Raw genomic sequence first — 21,283 nt, 5'->3', positions numbered from 1 at the left:
AGAAAATGATTAAGCAAATAAAAAATAATATATCGAAGTCTTTGTTGGTTTTAGCCATGGCAGCAGCTTTACCAGCCTGCGTAAACAAAGACGAATTTTTTCTCTTACCTGATACCGAGGGTATAGACATTGCAATATGGGATAATGAAGGCTCGGTTCAATTACATTTAAATAGAGTGTATGACGTAACTATCCCCGCCTTTCCATTACAAGTAGTCCCTGATCGCTATGGAACACATATTGCAAGTGATGAAAATTATTTTCCAAATGGTGATGCGAATGCGCGAGCTGCGTTAGGGTTACAAGGCGAATTAGGTGTAAATGATGTTAGAGGGCTTGTAGGTAATCAATATCGTGGTAATCCGGGAGATAATAAATATTGGGATATTGCACGATGTAATGATGCAATTACTAATATTCCGAAAGGTAAAATGGCGATTGCTAAACAGAATGAATTATTAGGTCAATACCATGCGCTCAGAGCAATAACATATTTTGAACTGGTTAAGGTGTATGGCGGTGTTCCGCTAATTTTGGAGCAACAGCTGGCTAATAGTGTATATACAGGTGGAAGAAAAAGTGCTAAGGAATGTTTTGCTGCTATAATCAACGATTTGAATACTTCAATGACCATGCTTGAAGGCTTTAATCCAGCCGACGGCGATGGAAGAGGTAAAATCACTAAATTGATTGCTGCTTGTATCAAAGCTAAGGTGCTTTTATATTGGGCAAGTCCGCAATTTAATCCAACTAATGATCCAAAACACCCTTATCAAGCATCGAGATGGACGGAAGCGTTAACGGCGAATAAAGAAGCGTACGATTTGTGTATCGCAGCAGGAAAAAAATTGATGCCCAATTACCTCGATATTTTCCGTACTGAAGGAACAGCAAATACAGAAGCGATCTTGGTAAGAAGTTATTCGAATACCATTAGCAATAGAGGCCACCAAGGCGAATCGCGTAATCGACCAACATCTGAAGGAGGCTCGTATCATGCCATGTATGTTCCTACCACAAAAATGTTAGATGCCTATCCAATGAAAGATGGTAAGCCATTGGGAGCTTCGTCAGATTTTCCTTATGATGCCATCATGTACTGGCAAAATAGAGATCCTCGATTCGAAGCTACCTTCGCTGTGAACGGAAGTGTTTATCCCTTAAGTGGCAATGCAAACAGAAAACAATACACATATAATAATGCAATTAACGAATCGAATGGGAATGCGGTATACGTGAAACGTTTTACTACGCCAGGGTTAGCTGCAGGTTCTGTGCCTTATTCAAATGGTGTTGGCGGAAGTGGTATGGATTGGATAGATCTAAGATTAGCAGAAGTGATGTTAAATTATGCCGACTGTTTAAACGAAACCGGAAACATTACAATGGCGAAAGACATGGTTAGACAAATTAGAGTGAGAGCAGGAGTGGTTGCTGGTGATTCTGATTACGGATTGGGATTGGCGAATAGTACAGCCGATTTACGTACATTAATTCTAGGCGAACGTAGAATTGAGTTCGCTTTCGAAAATAAACGTAATGCCGATCTCAGGAGAACACGCACCATGCATTTATTAACGGGCAATATGGCTAAAATGGAGCTTACATTAATAAAATCTTCAGATAAAGCAGTATTAGAAGCCTCAACGAATGGCGAAATGTTTAGAGAAACGCTGAACTTTGATGACAAGGCAACGTTTACGAAATATTTTAGAAATACCATTACTACGCCAAACTTTAACGCTTATAACATTCCAGAGTTTCATTATTTCTATACGTTCCATAACGATTTTGTGAATTTTGGGTCTAACATCGCTACAACTGTTGGATGGCCAGGTGGAACGTTTGACCCATTAGATTAGAATTAAGAAATAATAAACTCAAATTGTCTGATTTAAAAAGATAAAAAAATGAAACTAAATATTCAAAAGTTATTTCTCCTTGCAAGCGTTCTATTGTTCGCTGCCTGTAAAGAGGAAGCAGAAAATATATTTACCATGTTTGATGATGTAACGGTAACCTATAACAACAGCGATCCGCGTTGTGTTACCGATTATAAAGTGGTAAATGACAAAGATGAAGTATGGATTGATTTTACGATCAATTCGGCATCAGAAGATATGTACGCTTATGTGGTCGAAACTTCTGCAGGTACGCAGCAGCCTTCCCGTATTACCACCCCCATTACAGATGATACCCAAAGAAGAAGCTTCTCAAATATCATCAAAATGGTAGCAAATAGAGATGGAAAAGCAAGCTATCGTGTGTATGCTTTAAACCAAAAAGGTGTCTATATTGGTGATGGATATAAAAAAGTAACTGTTGAGGTGAACCCAAGTTATATGATTTATGCTAATAGAGAAGTTTTTCTACCAGACAGTACTACGAAAGCAACACCCTCATTCGTTTCACTAAGCGATGGTTCTACCTATAGCTACACAAATGGAGCTGCAAATGCTGCAAAAATCGATTTTGGAATTTACAGAACTTTGTATAAGGATTCGCAAGGAAATCCACTTTACGCCATCAATTTGTATAATACCAGTGCTCCAGCTACGACGTTCCCAATTTATGATGTAAGTTCTTGGGAAAAAAGAGTAACTAAATTTAGCGCACCTGTAACCAGTCAAACCACTGTTTTTACCAATAGTGCAATTTCGGGATCAACTATCGAAACGTTAGCGAAAGCAAGAAACATAAATCTAAACAATACGGTTGCAACCACGGCTGCTGCTGGTTTAGCAGCAGGAAGTGCCGTGTTTTTTCAAACTCCAGAAGGTAAATATGGTATCATGCTAGTGAGTAGGGTTACTGAAGACTTAAATAGTAAGCCTTACATCAATGTAAGTATTAAAATTCAAAAATAAAGGGATGTAAAATCATCCATCAGATACTGCTAGAAGCATAAAATGGGGTAGTTTATTTATGTATTTTAGTATATTTGGTTAAAGGGATACGGATGTATCCCTTTTTTTATTTATATTTATCAGTGAATAGTATATTTACTGATGAAAATTTTATAGATTTGAGATAACATTGTTACGCGATAATTGGGCTAAGGGTAAGATTGTACAGTACCATGAGAAGATTATAGATTAAATAGCCGTATTTAGCGTTTAAATTTGAAAGAACATATACTTTCTAACCAAAATAAATACTTCAGGATATGAACAAAAAATTAGTAGGCTTGTTGCTAACAACCTCATTAATACTCTCTACAACTTTCGTTTTTGCCCAATACCCAAAAATTCCGGCAGACGTTCAAAAGGCTTCTGACGAAATGATGGAGACAGCACGTAAGCATTCTGATATTGCTTGGGAAAAAGCTAAAATTATCATCGAAAAGGAAGCAAAACAGGGTAAGCCCTATATTCCCTTTGCGGGTCGCCCAACAGACTTGCCGCAATCTGAATTAGTTGCCTTTCCGGGTGCCGAAGGTGGTGGCGCTTATAGCTTTGGTGGTCGTGGTGGTAGAGTAATCGTAGTGAAGAATTTAAACGATAGCGGGCCAGGTTCATTACGTGATGCTTGCGAGCAAGGTGGAGCTAGAATCATCGTTTTCAACGTAGCGGGAATCATCCGCATCAAAACCCCTTTAATTATTCGTGCACCTTACCTTACCATTGCTGGCCAAACTGCCCCTGGCGATGGTGTTTGTGTTGCTGGCGAGTCGGTATGGATCAATACCCACGATGTGATCATCCGCTTTATGCGCTTTAGGCGTGGCGAAACTTATGTAGGTCGCAGAGACGATGCTATTGGTGGTAACCCTGTTGGCAATATCATGATCGATCACGTTTCGGCCAGTTGGGGATTAGATGAGAACATGTCTATGTACCGCCACATGTATAACGATAGTACAGGGAAAATCGAAGATAAATTGGCAACGGTAAACATCACTATCCAAAATTCGATCTTTTCTGAAGCCCTAGATACCTGGAACCATGCTTTTGGGAGTACCCTAGGTGGCGAGAATTGTACTTTTATGCGTAACCTTTGGGCCGATAATGGGGCTAGAAATCCATCAATTGGTTGGAATGGTATTTTCAATTTCGCAAACAACGTTATTTTTAACTGGAATAACCGATCTACCGATGGTGGCGATTATACAGCTTTGTACAACATCATTAACAACTATTATAAACCTGGGCCTGTTACCGAATTAAAAGATCCGATAAGCTATCGCATTTTAAAACCCGAATCTGGTCGTAGTAAATTGCCTTACGTGGTATTTGGCCGTGCCTACGTGAATGGAAACGTTATCGAAGGTAATTCAAAAGTAACGAAAGACAATTGGGATGGTGGCGTTCAAGTTGAAGATAAAAAAGGGAATTTGATGACTTATGAGCAGGCAAAACCTTACTTTGCTGCTATGCGTGTGTATAAGCCTTTTCCAATGGCAAAAATTACACTTTTACCAACACTAGAAGCACATAAATACGTATTAACGAACGTCGGTGCAAATTTACCCAAGAGAGACCCTGTAGATACACGTGTAATTAAGCAAGTAGTAACGGGTAAAATAGATTATATCGAAGGTGTGCCCTTGCCCGAAAAAGATTTTGAACACCGTCGCTTACCAAAAGATTCGTATAAACTAGGCATTATTACCGACATCAGTCAAGTAGGGGGCTACCCCGAGTACAAAGGTACACCCTATATTGATACCGATAACGATGGGATGCCTGATGCGTACGAAATTAAAGTTGGCCTTAACCCAAAAGATGCGGCGGATGCAGCAAAAATCTCAAAAAGCGGTTATGCGAATATCGAAGTGTATTTAAATAGTGTGGTGCCGTTGGGTACGGTTAAACCAATAAAGTAGTAAATTAATAAAAAAATCCGTGAAATCACTTCATCTGTGTAATCAATCGAAAAGCGCAAATAACCAAAGAAACTGCTTAGCTTCACCGTTAACGCTTATTATATGCTGCTTTTTTTCTTTCTCATCAACCTTCGCTCAATACCCGGTTATTCCAGAAGCGATGGAGAAAAAAGCAGACTCCTTGCTTGCTGAAATCGAAAGAAAATCAGAATTACAGTTTTTAAAAGTAAAACCTATTGTTGATGCAGAAGCAAAATTGGGTAAGCCATACCTTCCATGGGCGGCTAAACCAAGCGATTTACCCCAATCTACCTTAGCTGCTTTTCCGGGGGCTGAAGGTGGTGGTGCCTATGCTTTTGGTGGTCGTGGTGGAAAAGTGTATGTAGTAAATACACTTGCTGATGCAGGCCCTGGAAGTTTAAGAGAAGCCTGCGAACAAGGGGGAGCAAGAATTATTGTGTTTAACGTTTCGGGCATTATTAAATTAATAACACCGCTGATTATCAGAGCACCTTATATCACTATTGCAGGTCAGAGTGCCCCTGGCGACGGAGTTTGCGTAGCTGGCGAATCGGTTTGGTTAAATACGCATGATGTGATTATCCGCTTTATGCGTTTTCGTAGAGGAGCTACTGATGTAACGCGGCGAGATGATGCTATTGGTGGTAATCCAGTAGGAAACATCATTATCGATCATGTATCGGCCAGTTGGGGATTAGACGAAAATATGTCGATGTACCGCCACATGTACGATCCGAAAGATGGCACTAAACCACAAAAACTACCTACCGTAAACATTACCATCCAAAATTCCATTTTTTCGGAAGCGCTAGACACCTATAACCATGCCTTTGGAAGCACCCTTGGAGGTTTAAACAGTACATTTATCCGTAATTTATGGGCATCGAATATTAGCCGTAACCCTTCTGTGGGTATGTATGGCGATTTTGGTTTTGTGAACAACGTGGTGTTTAACTGGTGGAACCGGAGTGCCGATGGCGGCGATAATGCTTCATTTTATAGTTTTATAAATAATTATTACAAGCCTGGTCCAATAACTCCACCCGGCCAACCTATAGCCTATCGGATTTTAAAGCCTGAGTCGGGTAGGGACATTAAATTTAAAGATGCTTTTGGACGTGCCTATGTAACGGGCAACATCGTTGAAGGAAATGAAAAAGTAACAAAAAACAATTGGAATGGAGGCGTACAGCCTGAGTCGAAACGAGACAAACAGAAATTGCTCGATTCTATTCGTACCGATACCCCTCTTCCAATGGCAAAAGTTAGCCTAATCGATGCAAAAGCTGCCTATACCTATGTTTTAGCAAATGCTGGCGCAACTTTGCCCTTACGCGATCCTGTAGATACTCGTATAATTGAACAGGTAAAAACCGGTAAAATTTCCCTTATTGAAGATGGAAAATTACCTGCTAAACAACAGTATGTAAAACGTCGTCTCCCAGAAGATTCGTACAAAAAAGGAATTATTTCAGACATTGCTCAAGTTGGTGGCTACCCCGAATACAAAGGAAAACCTTATCTTGATACCGATAGGGATGGTATTCCAGATACTTGGGAGGTAAAAAATGGATTAAACCCTAAAAATGCTTCAGATGCCGCAAAAATATCAAAGAGTGGATATGCGAATATTGAAGAGTATTTAAATAGTTTGGTGCCAGTAAGTACGGTTAAACCTTTAATTAAATAATAAACCTTACAAAATCACGTCATCTCGACGAAAGGAGAGAACTATCGGATAATTTAAATAGATATCTCCTCGCTACGTTTGTTCGATATGACGATTTATTGGGGGGAGAAAAACTAAATAAAAAACAAAATCGGTGAAATCAATTAATCTGTGCAATCATTCGCAAAGCGAAAAACAATCTAGTATGCTCTGCACGCTGCGTTCAACGCTTGCATTATTTATTCTTTTATTCACCTTATCAGCCTTAGCCCAAAAACCCGTACTCCCCCCTAAACCCATTTTCAAAGGTAAGGATGGGAAAATGCAATATACCCCCGACTCATTAGGCAATCGCATTCCCGATTTTTCGTACGCGGGTTACATGGGCGGCGATAAAGCAATTCCGATGGCATCGGTTAAAATAGTTGTGCCTGTTTTAGCGGGCGATGCTACTTTAAGAATACAATCGGCCCTAAATTATGTAGCAAAATTACCCATCGCAAAAGATGGTTTGCGGGGAGCTGTGTTACTTGAAAAGGGAATTTATAATGTATCAGGGGTACTAAAAATAAATGCTTCTGGTGTGGTACTTCGTGGAAGTGGAATGGGAACTGGTGGAACCGTAATTTTAGCTTCTGGGCTCGACAGAATTGGCGTAATTCGAATTTTAGGTATAAATAACCGCGTAAAAGAAACAGAAATAGCCATAAAAGATAATTATGTGCCAGTAAATGCGCTTCAATTTACGGTCGCGGATGCTGCAGATTTTAACGTAGGCGATCAAATTATCATTAAACGTCCATCACCAAAAAATTGGATCGATGATATAGGGGCCGATCACTTTGGGGGTGGCATTACTTCTTTAGGGTGGAAACCAAACCAGAGAAATGTATTTTGGGACCGAAAAATCACTAGCATTAGCGGAAATCAACTTACATTCGATGCCCCAATTACAACCGCGCTGGACGCCAAATACCAAGGTGGTACAGTTGCGAAATATATCTGGGAAGGTCGTATTCATCAAACAGGTGTCGAAAATCTAAAACTTCAATCTACCTACAACAAGGCAAATATAAAGGACGAATACCATCGTTGGAACGCCATTAGTATAGAAAATGCATCCGATGCTTGGGTTCGTCAAGTGGTTTTTGAGCATTTTGCAGGCTCAGCGGTCAATATTTTAGAATCTGCTAACCGAGTTACCGTAGAAGATTGCAAATCGTTAGCGCCAATCTCTGAAATTGCTGGCGAAAGAAGAAATACCTTCTTAACTACAGGCCAACAAACCCTTTTTCAGCGCATTTATGCCGAATATGGCATGCACGATTTTGGTGTGGGGTATTGTGCAGCGGGTCCGAATGTTTTTGTGCAATGTGAATCGTATTTGCCGTTTGGATTTAGCGGTGCTTTAGATAGTTGGGCATCGGGTGTATTGTTCGATATTGTAAATGTAGATGGCCAAGCTTTAAGTTATTTAAATCGTGGCCAAGACGGGCAAGGTGCCGGTTGGGCCGCCGCAAACAGCGTGTTTTGGCAATGTAGTGCCGCTAGAGTAGATAATTATCGTCCACCAACCGCCCAAAATTGGGCTTTTGGTACTTGGGCTCAATTTGCTGGCGATGGCTATTGGGACCTTTCTAATGAACAAATCCAACCCCGGAGCCTATATTATGCACAGCTTAAAGATCGAATAGCAGCTGAGGCAAACCAAAGAGAAATATTATTCCCAGTAGAAACTGAAGCCTCGAGTAGTCCGCCCGTAGAGGTGGCCATGAAACTAACTAAACTTGCGATAAACCCTTTACAAACCTTGGCCGAATATATAGATGAGGCGCCTAAGCGACAAAAAATAAGCACTGATGCCCATGGTGCGAAATCAATTGATGCCATTGGACTAGATAAGGTAGTTCAACCCACAAAAGGTTTAACCATGGAAGTTAAAAATGGCTGGTTGGTACGGGGAAATGACGTGGTGCTTGGTAACCGACAAGAGGTGCAATGGTGGAATGGAAGCGCAAGACCACATGGTATTGAAGGTTCAAAATTTCACATCACCCGTTTTGTGCCGGGGAGAGAAGGAAAAGGGTTAACAGACGATCTGAATGCGATTACCGATAGCATGAAAAATAGTTTTATGAAGATTTTAGAACATAATTATGGCTTGTGGTACGATCGCCGTAGAGACGATCACGAACGCATTAGAAGAATGGATGGCGACGTGTGGGCACCGTTCTATGAACTTCCATTTGCGCGAAGCGGTGTAGATAAGGCTTGGGACGGATTAAGCAAATATGACGTATCGAAGTATAATTTATGGTATTGGGACCGCCTCAAGCAATTTGCTAATCTGGCCGACCAAAAAGGCTTGGTGCTCCTACATCAAAATTACTTTCAGCATAACATTATCGAAGCGGGAGCACATTATGCCGATTTTCCTTGGCGTACAGCAAATAATATCAATAGCAGTGGATTTCCAGAGCCGGTACCGTATGCAGGGGATAAACGTATTTTTTTAGCAGCGCAATTTTATGATATTGATAATCCAGTACGTCGTAAACTGCACATCGCTTACATTAGAAAGTGCCTGGATAATTTTGCAAACAATTCTAGTGTTATTCAATTAATTGGAGCTGAATTTACTGGACCCCTTCATTTTGTTCAGTTTTGGCTAGATACCATCAAAGAATGGGAAAAAGAAACAGGAAAGCACCCAATAATTGGATTAAGTGTGACTAAAGATGTGCAAGATGCAATCTTGGCCGATCCTAAACGTGCCGAAGTAGTCGATCTAATCGATATCAGGTATTGGCATTACCAAGAAAATGAGCAGGTTTACGCGCCAAAGGGTGGAGAAAATTTAGCACCCCGTCAACATGCACGTTTACTTAAGCCGAAAAAAACTTCTTTCGAACAGGTGTATCGTGCAGTTTCGGAATATAGAAACAAATTTCCTAAAAAGGCGATCATCTATTCAGGCGATAGCTATCCAATGTTTGGTTGGGCGATTTTAATGGGGGGCGGTTCACTTTCCAATGTATTTGCATCCAATTTATTATCCACCCTTGCAACAATGAAACCCTTTGCATTTGAGGGTCTTAAACCAAAACAATACGGCTTAGCCAATATGGGAAAAGATTACCTATTCTACAATGCATCGGCCGATGCCATTAACCTCGATTTAAGAAACACAACAGGAATATTTACTGTAAAAGTTATTAATCCACGTAATGGGTATGTGGTAAAAGAAGAGAACATAAGCGCTGGCACAACAGTAAAAATTAACAGAGTAGCAACAGGAGATGAAGTCATTTTCGTCCATAAAATTTAAAAATGAACTCAATCCTTAAAAAAAATACTCTTTTTCTGGTGCTATGTTTATCACTCTATAGCTGTACAAAGAAAAATGTACAAAGCCCAAAAAGTTTAGTCGTTTCAGAAAATGGACGATTTTTAATGACTGGCGATGGTAAACCGTTTTTCTGGTTAGGTGATACAGGTTGGCTATTATTTAACCGATTAACCCGTGAAGAGGCAGATCGATATCTTGAAGATCGTAAGCAACAGGGATTTAATGTGGTTCAAGCCATGCTTTTGCACGATGTGCCTTCGAGAAATGTATATTTAGATTCGTCGGTTGTAAAGGGAAATGTAGCATACCCGGCTGTTACCGAAGGAAATGATCCTAAAGATTCATTGGCCTACGATTATTGGGATCATGTAGATTATATTATTGATAAAGCCGCCGAAAAGGGAATTTATATGGCTTTAGTGCCCGTTTGGGGAACAAATGTTAAAGATAAAAAAGTTAAAAGAGATCAAGCTGCAAAATATGCCGAATTTCTGGCTAAACGGTATAGAGATAAATGGAACATCATTTGGCTAAACGGTGGTGATATTAAAGGAAGTGAACAAATGCCTGTTTGGAAAACGATTGGCGAAACGATACGCTCAAACGACCCAACTCACCTAATTACTTTCCATCCTCGCGGTCGAACTGCCTCTTCAGATTGGTTTCACAACTCAAAATGGATGGACTTTAACATGGTGCAGTCTGGGCATCGCAGGTACAGCCAGGATACCTCAAGAAATGAGAAAAACCATTTCGGACCAGATAATTATAAGTATATAGATGTAGACTATGCCTTAAAACCAACTAAACCAACAATAGATGGCGAACCCTCGTACGAAGATATCCCACAAGGATTACACGATACGAAGCAACCTCGGTGGACTGCCGCTGATGTGAGAAGATATGGGTATTGGTCGGTTTTTGCAGGTGCATTTGGGTACACTTATGGACACAATTCGGTAATGCAATTTTTTAAGCTAACCGACAAAGATCCCGCCTATGGTCCAAAAGACCAATGGTTCAAAGCAATAAATGCTGAAGGAGCCACTCAAATGATCCATTTAAAGAACTTGATGTTATCGCGTTCTTATTTCGACCGTGTGCCCGATCAGTCGCTCATTGCCGGAGAAAATGGAACACAATACAACCATTTAGTGGCTACCCGAGCAAAAGATTATGCAATGATTTATGTTTTCAATGGAAATGATATTCATGTTAACATGGGTAAAATCGAAGGCGATAAAGTGAAAGCATCGTGGTTCGACCCTCGTACAGGAAAAACCACATTGATTAATGAAGTTGAGAACAAAGGAGTGCAACATTTTACTCCGCCAGGGGGAAATAAGGACGCAAATGATTGGGTTTTACTATTGGATAGTATAAAATAATGATAACGAAGGCTAAACATAAATTTTTACTCTATGCTTTTTTAGCGGTAGCGTTTTGTGCATTTAGCTCGTGTTCAAAGCAAGCATACCTTTTTACTTCTTTTCATGAACCTGCAAACGAAGGTTTACGATTGTTATATAGTAACGATGCTTACCATTGGAAGGATTTAAATAAGGTATTTTTGAAACCAACTATTGGAACTCAAAAAATTATGCGAGATCCTTCGATCGTTCAAGATCCAAATGGAGTTTTTCATTTGGTATGGACATGCAGTTGGAAAGGAGACAGAGGGTTTGGCTATGCCAGTTCGAAAGATTTAATTACATGGAGCGAACAAAAGTTTATCCCAGTTTTAGCGAATGAACCCACAACCGTAAATGTATGGGCGCCAGAGGTATTTTATGATAGTGAAAAGAAAGAGTTTTTGATAATTTGGGCCTCGACCATTCCATTCCGCTTTGCAAAAGGTATTGAAGAAGAAGACAATAACCATCGGATGTATGTAATTACAACCAAAGATTTTGCCTCATTTACAGCACCCAAATTGTTTTTAGATCCAGGTTTTAGTGTTATTGATGCAGTTATCGTTAAAAAAGCGGTTAAAGATTATGTTTTGGTGTTAAAAGATAATACACGCCCAAACCGCAATTTAAAGGTAGCTTTTAGTGATAACGCATTAGGTCCATATACTGGAGTTTCGGAACCGTTTAGTCCGAATTTAACCGAAGGGCCTACGGTAGTAAAAGCGGGAAAAGACTGGTTGATCTATTTCGATGCCTATGGCGATAAAAAATATTCGGCCGTTAAAACAAAAGATTTTAAGTCGTTTAAAGATGTAACTTCAGAAATTACGGTCCCAGAAGGCCATAAACACGGGACCATAATTAAGGTGAAAAGGAAAGTGGTAGAAAAATTAACGAAACAATAAACCGTCATTGCGAGGTATGAAGCAATCTGCTAGCAGAATTTAATAATGAGATTGCTTCATACCTCGCAATGACGATAAGATAAAGCGTAAATGAAAGCAATAAGTAGCTCCATTATTTTAATACTAGGGATAATTTTTCAATCATCCGCCCAAGACACCGTACGCTATACGGGCAAAACCCTCGTTAATGCTGATTATCATCATGGCCAACTTACACCAGTAATAGGCGTACATAGCATTCAAACCTTTCGTGCCAATCGTGAGCATCCTGAATGGGCAGAGGGATTTGGGTGGACGTATAATCACGCCCCAATGCTAGCCTATTGGAATAATACCTTCTATGTAGAATATTTAAGCGATAAAGTGGGCGAAAGTATCCCTCCCGGACAAACCTTTATTCAATCGTCTAAAGATGGCTATACTTGGAAAAAGCCAGAAGTTATTTTTCCTATTTATCGCATCCCTGATGGAACCAAAAAAGAAGGTAGAGAAGATGTGGCCAAAGATCTTGATGCGGTAATGCACCAACGGATGGGTTTTTATGTGTCGACCAAGAATGTGTGTTTAGTTTTAGGCTTTTATGCCATTAGTTTCGATGCAAAAGACGATCCTAATGATGGGAATGGAATTGGTAGAGCTGTAAGAGAAATTATGCCCGATGGTACGTATGGGCCAATCTATTTTATCCGCTACAATCCGAAATGGTCAGAAGCGAATACCAATTACCCTTTTTATACCAAAAGTAAAAGTAAAGCATTTGTTGAGGCCTGTAATGAATTATTGGCTAATAAGTTAATGACTCAACAGTGGAATGAAGAAGCCGATAGAAAGGATCCAATAATTACCCTTCAGAAGCAATACAAAGCTTTTAGCTATTATCACCTGCCAGATGGTAGAGTGGTTGGCTTATGGAAAAATGCACTAACAGCAATAAGTACAGATAATGGAAATAGCTGGCCAGAAAGTGCATTTAGAGCTCCGGGTTTTGTAAATAGCAATGCTAAAATATGGGGACAAAAAACAGCAGATGGTAAATATGCTACGGTTTATAATCCATCAGAATACAGATGGCCTTTAGCCATTTCTACGAGTAATGATGGATTAACTTATACTAATTTATTGTTGGTAAATGGCGAAATCTCCCCGATGCGCTATGGTGGGAATTACAAATCGTACGGACCTCAATATGTTAGAGGCATTGAAGAGGGCAATGGTAATCCGCCCGATGGCAAGTTGTGGGTTACCTACAGCATGAATAAAGAAGACATTTGGGTATCGTCTATTCCCCTTCCAGTACATGAAAAAGCAACCTCGCAAGTTGATGAAGTATTTAATAAGATAAGCACAGGTAAAGAGCTATCATTATGGAATATATATAGCCCCATTTGGGCTCCTGTTAAAATAGAAACCCTTAAAAATGAACGAGTTCTAGTATTGAAAGATAAAGATCCTTACGATTACGCTAAGGCCGAACGAGTTTTTCCAGCCGGAACTAAAATAATTACTTCTTTTTCGATAACGCCTGCGCAAGATCATCATGGCTTAATGCAAATTGAACTACAAGATGCCAAAGGAGTGGCAGGCGTTCGATTAACGTTCGACTCTGCAGGAACATTGAGTGCAAAAGCAGGGTCACGATATAAGAATTTTATGACTTATAAAGCTGGCGAAACGTACACAATTGATATAAAACTAAACACAGCAAATCGTTTTTATACGGTTACAGTGAATGGAAAAGATGTACTAACTAGTTTATCATTTGTGCCTTTAGCAGAAGTTTCAAGAATTGTTTTTCGCACGGGCGATGTACGTCGCTTTCCAACTGTAGATACCCCTGCCGATCAGCACTACGATTTGCCAAAACCCGGCGAAATGGATCAGGAAGCTTCGTATTCGATTAAATATTTAAAAACGGGAGTGTTTTAGATGATAGCAGTAGCAATTTTTTATGTCAAAACCGTCATTGCGAGTTACAAAGCAATCTATCAGTTCGTCATTGCGAGTTACAAAGCAATCTTCTTACAAACTTCTGGCTTAGTAATTAGTTTAGTTCTTTTTTTTCTTATACTATCATCTTTTTCAGCCAACGCCAAAATTCTCTTGCCCCAGATTTTATCAAGTAAAATGGTATTGCAAAGAAATGCACGCATAAACATTTGGGGCTTTGGTGCAGCAGGCGAAAAAGTGAGCGTTAGCTTTGCTAAACAAACTAAAAATACGGTAACCGACCAATCGGGCAAGTGGCAAGTTGTTTTGGAGCCTTTAAAAACATCGTCTGTACCCCAGAGCATGACCATCATTGGGAGCAATAAAATTGTTTTAACCGATATTTTGGTGGGTGAAGTATGGTTGTGCTCCGGTCAATCGAACATGGAATATCAAATGCGAAAGTTGGTGAAGATTCCAACGCCTAAAAATCCAAAGCTAGGTTTCCCGAAAGATGAAGTAGAAAATGCCAAAAACACGAAAATTCGTATCTTTTTAGTCAATCGAAAAACATTAATTAAACCCGATTCTATACATAAAAGTTGGAGTATCGCACAAGATTCAGCTTTACGTGCCTTTTCGGCCGTAGGCTATTTCTTTGCAAAAGCGTTGCAACAAAAATTGGATATTCCGATTGGGATCGTTTGCTCTTCGGTAAGTGGTAGCGCCATAGAACCTTGGATTTCGAAAGAAGCATTAGCACAAGAAGCCTATTTTAAGGATAAAAAGTTAAGTAATGATCCTGGTAAATTCTACACGCCCATGATAGAGCCCTTAACAAAATTTAAATTACGTGGCTTTTTATGGTATCAAGGCGAAACGAATTGCTTTTTGGATGAAAAAATTAGCTATGCATATAAAATGAAAGTATTAATCAATTTGTGGCGTAGCGCTTGGGGAGGAAATGAAACGATGCCCTTTTATTTAGTTCAAATTGCACCATTTAATTATTCGAAACAAAAGAACGAAAAGGCACTAGATGCGAATACAGAACCCGAGTTTTGGGAAGCGCAGGCACAGCAACTACGTTTGCCCCATACAGGGTTAATTGTTACGACAGATCTTAACGATAATGGCGAGGATTTGCACCCCACCTATAAATGGGAGGTTGGTAGGCGACTTGCATTATGGGCCTTGGCGAACGATTATCATCAAAAAGTAGTGTTTTCTGGCCCACTGTACAAATCAGTTTGCTTTGAGGGTGATAAAGCGATGGTAGCATTCGATCTGTTCGATGCCGATTTAAAAGAACCCTTAACGGGTTTTACCGTTGCAGGCAACGACGGTAAATTTGTGACAGCAGATGCCCATATTGTTGGTAAAGTGGTAGTGGTATCGGCCAAGGAAATTAGTAAACCAGAGATTGTTCGTTTTAATTGGACAGAGTCGCCAGCTAGCAATTTTTATGGCAAAACGGGCTTACCAGCTTTGCCTTTTAGAACAGATAATAGCTTAACCCGTGCATTCAAAATTAATTAAATGAAGAAAACAATTGTACTTTTCTTTTACCTGGTTATGCTATTTTGCTCAGCAAATGCTCAGCAAACAGAAAAGGTATATTTATCTGGTACCGGTAACGATAATACCAAAAACTGGGATTTCTTTTGTACTAAGGGTATGAATGCAGGAAAATGGACAACCATACCTGTTCCTTCAAATTGGGAATTACAAGGCTTCGGGAAGTACGATTATGGTTTTGCAAAAGATAGTGTCAGAGGAAAAGAAGAAGGGTTTTATAAGTATAAATTCATTGTACCAGCTAACTGGAAAAATAAGTTAACCAATATCGTTTTCGAGGGTGCTATGACCGATACAGAGGTTAAAATTAATGGTCAGCCAGCAGGAGAAATACATCAAGGGGCATTTTACGTTTTCAGATATAATATTTCTAAATTATTAAAATATGGCGCTGAAAATTTACTCGAAGTTAAAGTCGCTAAACATTCAGCTAACCAATCGGTTAATGAAGCAGAACGGAAAGCCGATTTTTGGATTTTTGGCGGTATTTTTAGACCGGTTTATTTAGAAGCATTACCGCAGACCCATTTTGATAGAGTACAACTTTATGCGCAGGCAAATGGTTTGTTTACAGGTAAATTAACTGTCGCGGGTATAGCAGATCGTGTAGAAATTCAATTATTAGCGAAAGACGGTAGTAAATTCGGAGAAAAAATAACGGTAGCAATAAAACCAGGTGCTAGATCAGTCGAATTTTCAAAACAGTTTGTTCATCCAAAATTATGGTCGTCTGAATTCCCAAACTTATACACCGCCAAATTCAATTTAACTAAAGGCGGAAAAATTGTACATACCCAATCGAAAAAAATTGGCTTTAGAACCATTGAGGTAAAAGAACGCGATGGCGTATATGTAAACGGTGTAAAAATAAAGTTCAAAGGGGTAAATAGGCACTCTTTTTATCCATCATCAGGGCGTACCACAAGCAAAATGATTAGCATTGCCGATGTGTTGTTGATAAAAGAAATGAATATGAATGCCGTCCGTATGTCACATTATCCACCAGATGGCCATTTTTTAGACGTTTGTGATTCGTTAGGTTTATATGTTTTGGATGAACTTGCTGGATGGCATGGGAATTATGATACGCCAACTGGAACTAAATTGCTAGAAGAAATGATGATGAACGACGAAAATCATCCTTCGATAGTACTTTGGGCCAATGGCAACGAAGGCGGACACAATCGAGACCTTGATCCATTATTTTCACAACAAGATATTCAAAAACGTGTGGTTGTTCACCCGTGGGAAGTATTTGGTGGCTTTGAAACTACACACTATCGTGAATTCGATTATGGGATTGGGAACTACGATCATGGCCACAATATCGTTATGCCGACTGAATTTTTGCACGGTATGTTCGATGGTGGACATGGTGCCGGATTAGAAGATTATTGGAATGCAATGTGGCAAAATCCTTTATCAGCGGGTGGATTTCTATGGGATTTTGCTGATCAGGGTGTAGTTCGTACCGATAAAAATGGAGAAATAGATACCGATGGCAACCGTGGACCCGATGGTATAGTTGGTCCTTATCGCCAAAAAGAAGGGAGTTTTTATACGATTAAAGAAGTATGGAGCCCAATATTTTTCGAAAAACGTGAAATGACCCCTGCATTCGACGGCAAATTTACTATTGAAAATCGATATGCCTTTACCAATTTAAATCAATGCACCTTTAGCTGGCGACTTGAGGAATTGAAAAATCCAATTTCAAACTTCGAAAAGGGAACAATAAGGGCTCCATCAATCAAACCTTTTGAAAAAGGAATATTAAAAGTAGACCTACCAACCGGTTGGAGAAATTACGACGTTTTATACGTTACAGCAAAATCGCCAAGTGGCGTAAAAATATTTACGTGGAGTTTTCCAATTCTATTGCCAAAAACACAAGCAGAACGTCTATTAAAAAAAGAGGGTGAATTGCCAGTACAACTAAATGAAACAGGCACAGCATTCGAAACTGAAGCAAATGGTATCCATTTTGTGTTTAATAAAATTACAGGTTTGCTCGAAAAAGTAAGCAAGGAAAATGCGATTGTTCCACTTAATAATGGGCCAATATTACAGGAAGGTGTAAATAATTTTAAAGAATTTAAGGCAGTAAAGGACGGCGAAAACGTGGTGATTTCATCCACCTTTAACCGTAAAGAAAGTTATAATACGTTAAAATGGACCGTATTTCCTTCTGGTATACTTAAAATGGAGGTAAACTATTTCCCTAGCGCCTATTTTACCACCTTCGTGGGATTAAATTTCTCGTACCCCGAAACAGAAATTAAAGGAGTTGAATATATGGGAAATGGCCCAAATCGAGTTTGGAAAAATAGAATGAAAGGGAATAGCTTTGGAGTTTGGAAGAAAGACTATAATACTAGCGCAACAGGAGAAATCCCATTTGAATATCCAGAGTTTAAAGGATATTATGCTAACTTGTATTGGGTAAAGTTTGTAGGAAAATCGCAATCTTTTAAGGTGTTTACCGATCGAGAAGATGTTTTCTTGAGATTGTTTACGCCTAAAAAATCAAGAGATACCGAATGGGACAACATGAGCCCAACTTTCCCAACAGGTGATATTTCATTTATGAATGGGATATCGGCAATTGGAACAAAAACCCAAAAACCAGAAACCACAGGGCCAATGGGAATGAAACATATATTTTATGACTTTGAAAAGGAGCCTGCAAGGGCATTAAATATGACCTTGTATTTTGATTTTACGGGGAAATAGGAAGGGTTAACCACAGAGAAAAAGAGAATACACAGAGAACTCCGAGCACGCTGTGTAAAACTCAGCGAACTCTGTGTTAAAAAAGCTGCTAAGCAACAAAAAATAGATAAGGATGAACTTAAAAAGCTACATATTAATTATAATACTTCTGTTAACCCAACAAGCAAGTGCTCAAGTAACTTTGCAAAATACCACCTGCGAAATGTTAACGAATCCGATGGGTATCGATGTGGTTAAACCTCGTTTTGCTTGGCAGATTGTTTCAGGAGAACGTAATGTAATGCAAACGGCTTATCAAATTTTGGTTGCTTCAAGTTCTGAAAAATTAAGTGCAAATGAAGGCGATTTATGGGATTCAGGTAAAATAACCACGCAAGAATCTAGGTATGTTACCTATAGTGGAAAAGCTTTGAAAAGTAGAATGCGTGCTTTTTGGAAAGTAAAAACATGGACAACCGTCGGAGAAAGTCAATGGTCGGCCAATAATTTCTTTACCATAGGCTTGCTGTATTACAAAGATTGGCCAAAGGGGTGGATTGGTTTCGATCGGGCTTTTCCCTGGGATAATGTTAAAACCGACTCCCGTTTATCTGCCCGCTATTTCCGAAAAGAATTTCAAAGTACCAAAGATATAAAGTACGCCACTGCTTCAATTATGGGTTTAGGCTTATACGAACTCTTTATAAATGGTAAAAAAGTTGGTAATGAGGTTTTAGCCCCTACGCCAACAGATTATACCAAAAATGTAAAGTACAATACTTATGATGTAACTTCTTATATCATTAATGGTAAAAATGCTGTGGGCGCAAAGCTTGGAAATGGAAGATTTTTCGCCATGCGCCAGCACAATAAGCCTTACAAAGTGAAATCGTTTGGTTTTCCAAAAATGCTTTTGAACATCAATATCGTTTATACTGATGGCACAATAGCTAATATAGATACAGACGATAGTTGGAAAGGCACGGCCGATGGACCAATTCGGGCCAATAACGAATACGATGGAGAAGAATACGACGCAAGTAAGGAAATGCCTGGTTGGAATACCCCTGGTTTTGTAGATACAAAATGGCTGAAAGCCGAATTTGTGCAAGAACCAGCAGGAACGTATGAGGCTCAAATGAACGAGAATATTAAGATAATGGACGAGCTCAAGCCAATTTCAATTACCAAATTAACGGGCACAAGGTACATTTTAGACATGGGCCAAAATATGGTGGGCTGGTTGCAATTAAAAGTTAAGGGGGTTAAGGGACAGCTAATTAAACTCCGTTTTGCTGAATCGCTTCAGCCAAATGGCGAACTTTTTACCGCCAACCTTCGTGATGCAAAATGTACCGATTTATATAAACTAAAAGATAATCAACCTGAAACTTGGGAACCAACTTTTGTATATCGCGGATTTAGATATGTAGAGCTTACTGGATATACCTATCAGCCTAACTTGAGTGATTTTACGGGTAAAATTATTTACGATAACATTAAAACCATTGGCTCATTCGAAACTTCTGATCAGTTAACGAATCAGATTTTCAAAAACGCATGGTGGAGTATTGCCGGAAATTATAAAGGGATTCCGCTCGATTGCCCACAACGAAATGAGCGTATGCCTTGGCTGGGCGATCGTGGAGCGGTAACAGTTGGTGAGAGTTTTGTATTTGATAACGGTCGTTTCTATACCAAATGGTTGCAAGACATCCGGAATTCGCAAAAAGATGATGGTGCTATACCCGATGTTGCACCAGCTTTTTGGCGCTACTATAGCGATAACATGAGCTGGCCCGGAACACTCTTGTTGGTTAGTGAAATGGTGTACAATCAAACTGGTGATATTTCGGCTATTAAAGATAATTATCATTCAATGAAAAAATGGTTAACATATATGCAAGATCGCTACATGAAAGACTATATTTTAACTAAAGATAGTTATGGAGATTGGTGTATGCCACCAATTACTATAGAAGCCGGGAGAGGTAAAAGTGCAGATAAAAAATATCCTTCAGAATTAATATCAACAGCTTATTATTATCATTTTACACAGATGATGATGAAGTTTAGTACTTTGTTAGGTGCAAACGAAGAAAAAGATGCATATGAAGTTTTAGGTAATAAAATTAATCATGCCTTTAATCAGAAGTTCTATAACGGTAAGGGATATTATGGAACAAATGCATTAACAGAGAATATTATTCCGTTATATTTTGGAATGGTTCCTAAAAATGAAATCGACAAGGTTTTTGAAAATATTATCCAAACCATAGAAATCACTAACAATGGGCATTTAAGTAATGGCTTAGTGGGAATACAGTGGCTGATGCGTTGCTTGAATGATTATGGCCGACCAGATTTGGCTTATACCATTGCAACAAAAAAAACCTACCCAAGTTGGGGATATATGGTCGATAATGGCGCAACTACCATTTGGGAACTCTGGAACGGAAATACTTCCGACCCGAAAATGAATTCTCAAAATCATGTGATGATGTTGGGCGATTTATTAATCTGGTATTATGAAAATCTAGCAGGAATAAAAGCAGAAAGTGCAGCATTTAAAAAGATTACAATGAAACCGGAGATGATAAGGGGGTTAAATTCGGTAACTGCAAGTTATGATTCACCGTACGGATTAATTAAAAGTAGCTATGGTAAAACGGATAAACAATTTATTTGGAATTTAACGATACCAGCAAATACAACTGCCGAGGTATATATTCCTACCACTTCTCGCGAAAATGTAAGTGAGAAGTTTGGAGATATTAAAGATTTAAAGTTTATAAAAATGGAAAAAGATAGGGCATTATATGAATTGGGCTCTGGAAATTATTCATTTTTAGTGAAATAGAGCTAGCTAATGAAGTAGTTCGCGTC

The 21,283-nt window shown here is 39.2% G+C and carries 11 protein-coding genes; all 11 read left to right on the top strand.

Translation table 11 applies throughout. The features are described from left to right. Window positions 1–5: 5 nt before the first annotated feature. Window positions 6–1,862, top strand: a complete 1,857-nt coding sequence (locus WG904_RS11435; RefSeq protein WP_339579451.1) for a RagB/SusD family nutrient uptake outer membrane protein — start codon at window positions 6–8, stop codon at window positions 1,860–1,862. A gap of 48 nt (window positions 1,863–1,910) precedes the next feature. Then, a complete protein-coding gene (locus WG904_RS11430) occupies window positions 1,911–2,867 on the top strand; it encodes a hypothetical protein (RefSeq protein ID WP_339579450.1) in 957 nt (318 codons plus the stop codon). 299 nt (window positions 2,868–3,166) lie between these two features. Further along, the gene (locus tag WG904_RS11425; protein ID WP_339579449.1) at window positions 3,167–4,825 is read left to right on the top strand and encodes a polysaccharide lyase; all 1,659 of its coding nucleotides are present in this window, start codon (window positions 3,167–3,169) and stop codon (window positions 4,823–4,825) included. Between the two features lie 160 nt (window positions 4,826–4,985). Then, the gene (locus WG904_RS11420) at window positions 4,986–6,536 is read left to right on the top strand and encodes a pectate lyase family protein (RefSeq protein ID WP_339579448.1); all 1,551 of its coding nucleotides are present in this window, start codon (window positions 4,986–4,988) and stop codon (window positions 6,534–6,536) included. A gap of 133 nt (window positions 6,537–6,669) precedes the next feature. Next, on the top strand, window positions 6,670–9,843 hold the full coding sequence (locus tag WG904_RS11415; protein ID WP_339579447.1) for a DUF6298 domain-containing protein: 3,174 nt from the start codon (window positions 6,670–6,672) through the stop codon (window positions 9,841–9,843). A 2-nt stretch (window positions 9,844–9,845) separates the two neighbouring features. Further along, window positions 9,846–11,252 carry a glycoside hydrolase family 140 protein gene (locus WG904_RS11410; protein WP_339579446.1) on the top strand — a complete coding sequence of 469 codons (1,407 nt, stop codon included), beginning with the start codon at window positions 9,846–9,848 and terminating at the stop codon, window positions 11,250–11,252. Beyond that, window positions 11,252–12,181 carry a glycoside hydrolase family 43 protein gene (locus WG904_RS11405; RefSeq protein WP_339579445.1) on the top strand — a complete coding sequence of 310 codons (930 nt, stop codon included), beginning with the start codon at window positions 11,252–11,254 and terminating at the stop codon, window positions 12,179–12,181. The genes WG904_RS11410 and WG904_RS11405 overlap by 1 nt, the downstream gene beginning before the upstream one ends. A 90-nt stretch (window positions 12,182–12,271) precedes the next feature. Beyond that, on the top strand, window positions 12,272–14,107 hold the full coding sequence (locus WG904_RS11400; protein WP_339579444.1) for a sialidase family protein: 1,836 nt from the start codon (window positions 12,272–12,274) through the stop codon (window positions 14,105–14,107). A gap of 198 nt (window positions 14,108–14,305) precedes the next feature. Further along, window positions 14,306–15,646 carry a sialate O-acetylesterase gene (locus WG904_RS11395; RefSeq protein ID WP_339579443.1) on the top strand — a complete coding sequence of 447 codons (1,341 nt, stop codon included), beginning with the start codon at window positions 14,306–14,308 and terminating at the stop codon, window positions 15,644–15,646. After that, window positions 15,647–18,418, top strand: coding sequence for a glycoside hydrolase family 2 protein (locus tag WG904_RS11390; protein ID WP_339579442.1), 2,772 nt, complete (start codon window positions 15,647–15,649; stop codon window positions 18,416–18,418). Between the two features lie 112 nt (window positions 18,419–18,530). Beyond that, the gene (locus WG904_RS11385) at window positions 18,531–21,257 is read left to right on the top strand and encodes an alpha-L-rhamnosidase (RefSeq protein WP_339579441.1); all 2,727 of its coding nucleotides are present in this window, start codon (window positions 18,531–18,533) and stop codon (window positions 21,255–21,257) included. Window positions 21,258–21,283: the final 26 nt, after the last annotated feature.

Origin of the sequence: Pedobacter anseongensis (genome assembly GCF_037482965.1) — a bacterium.
Taxonomy (GTDB): Bacteria; Bacteroidota; Bacteroidia; order Sphingobacteriales; family Sphingobacteriaceae; genus Pedobacter; species Pedobacter anseongensis.
The sequence above is the reverse complement of the archived record's forward strand: the minus strand, read 5'-3'. Positions and strand labels throughout refer to the sequence as shown.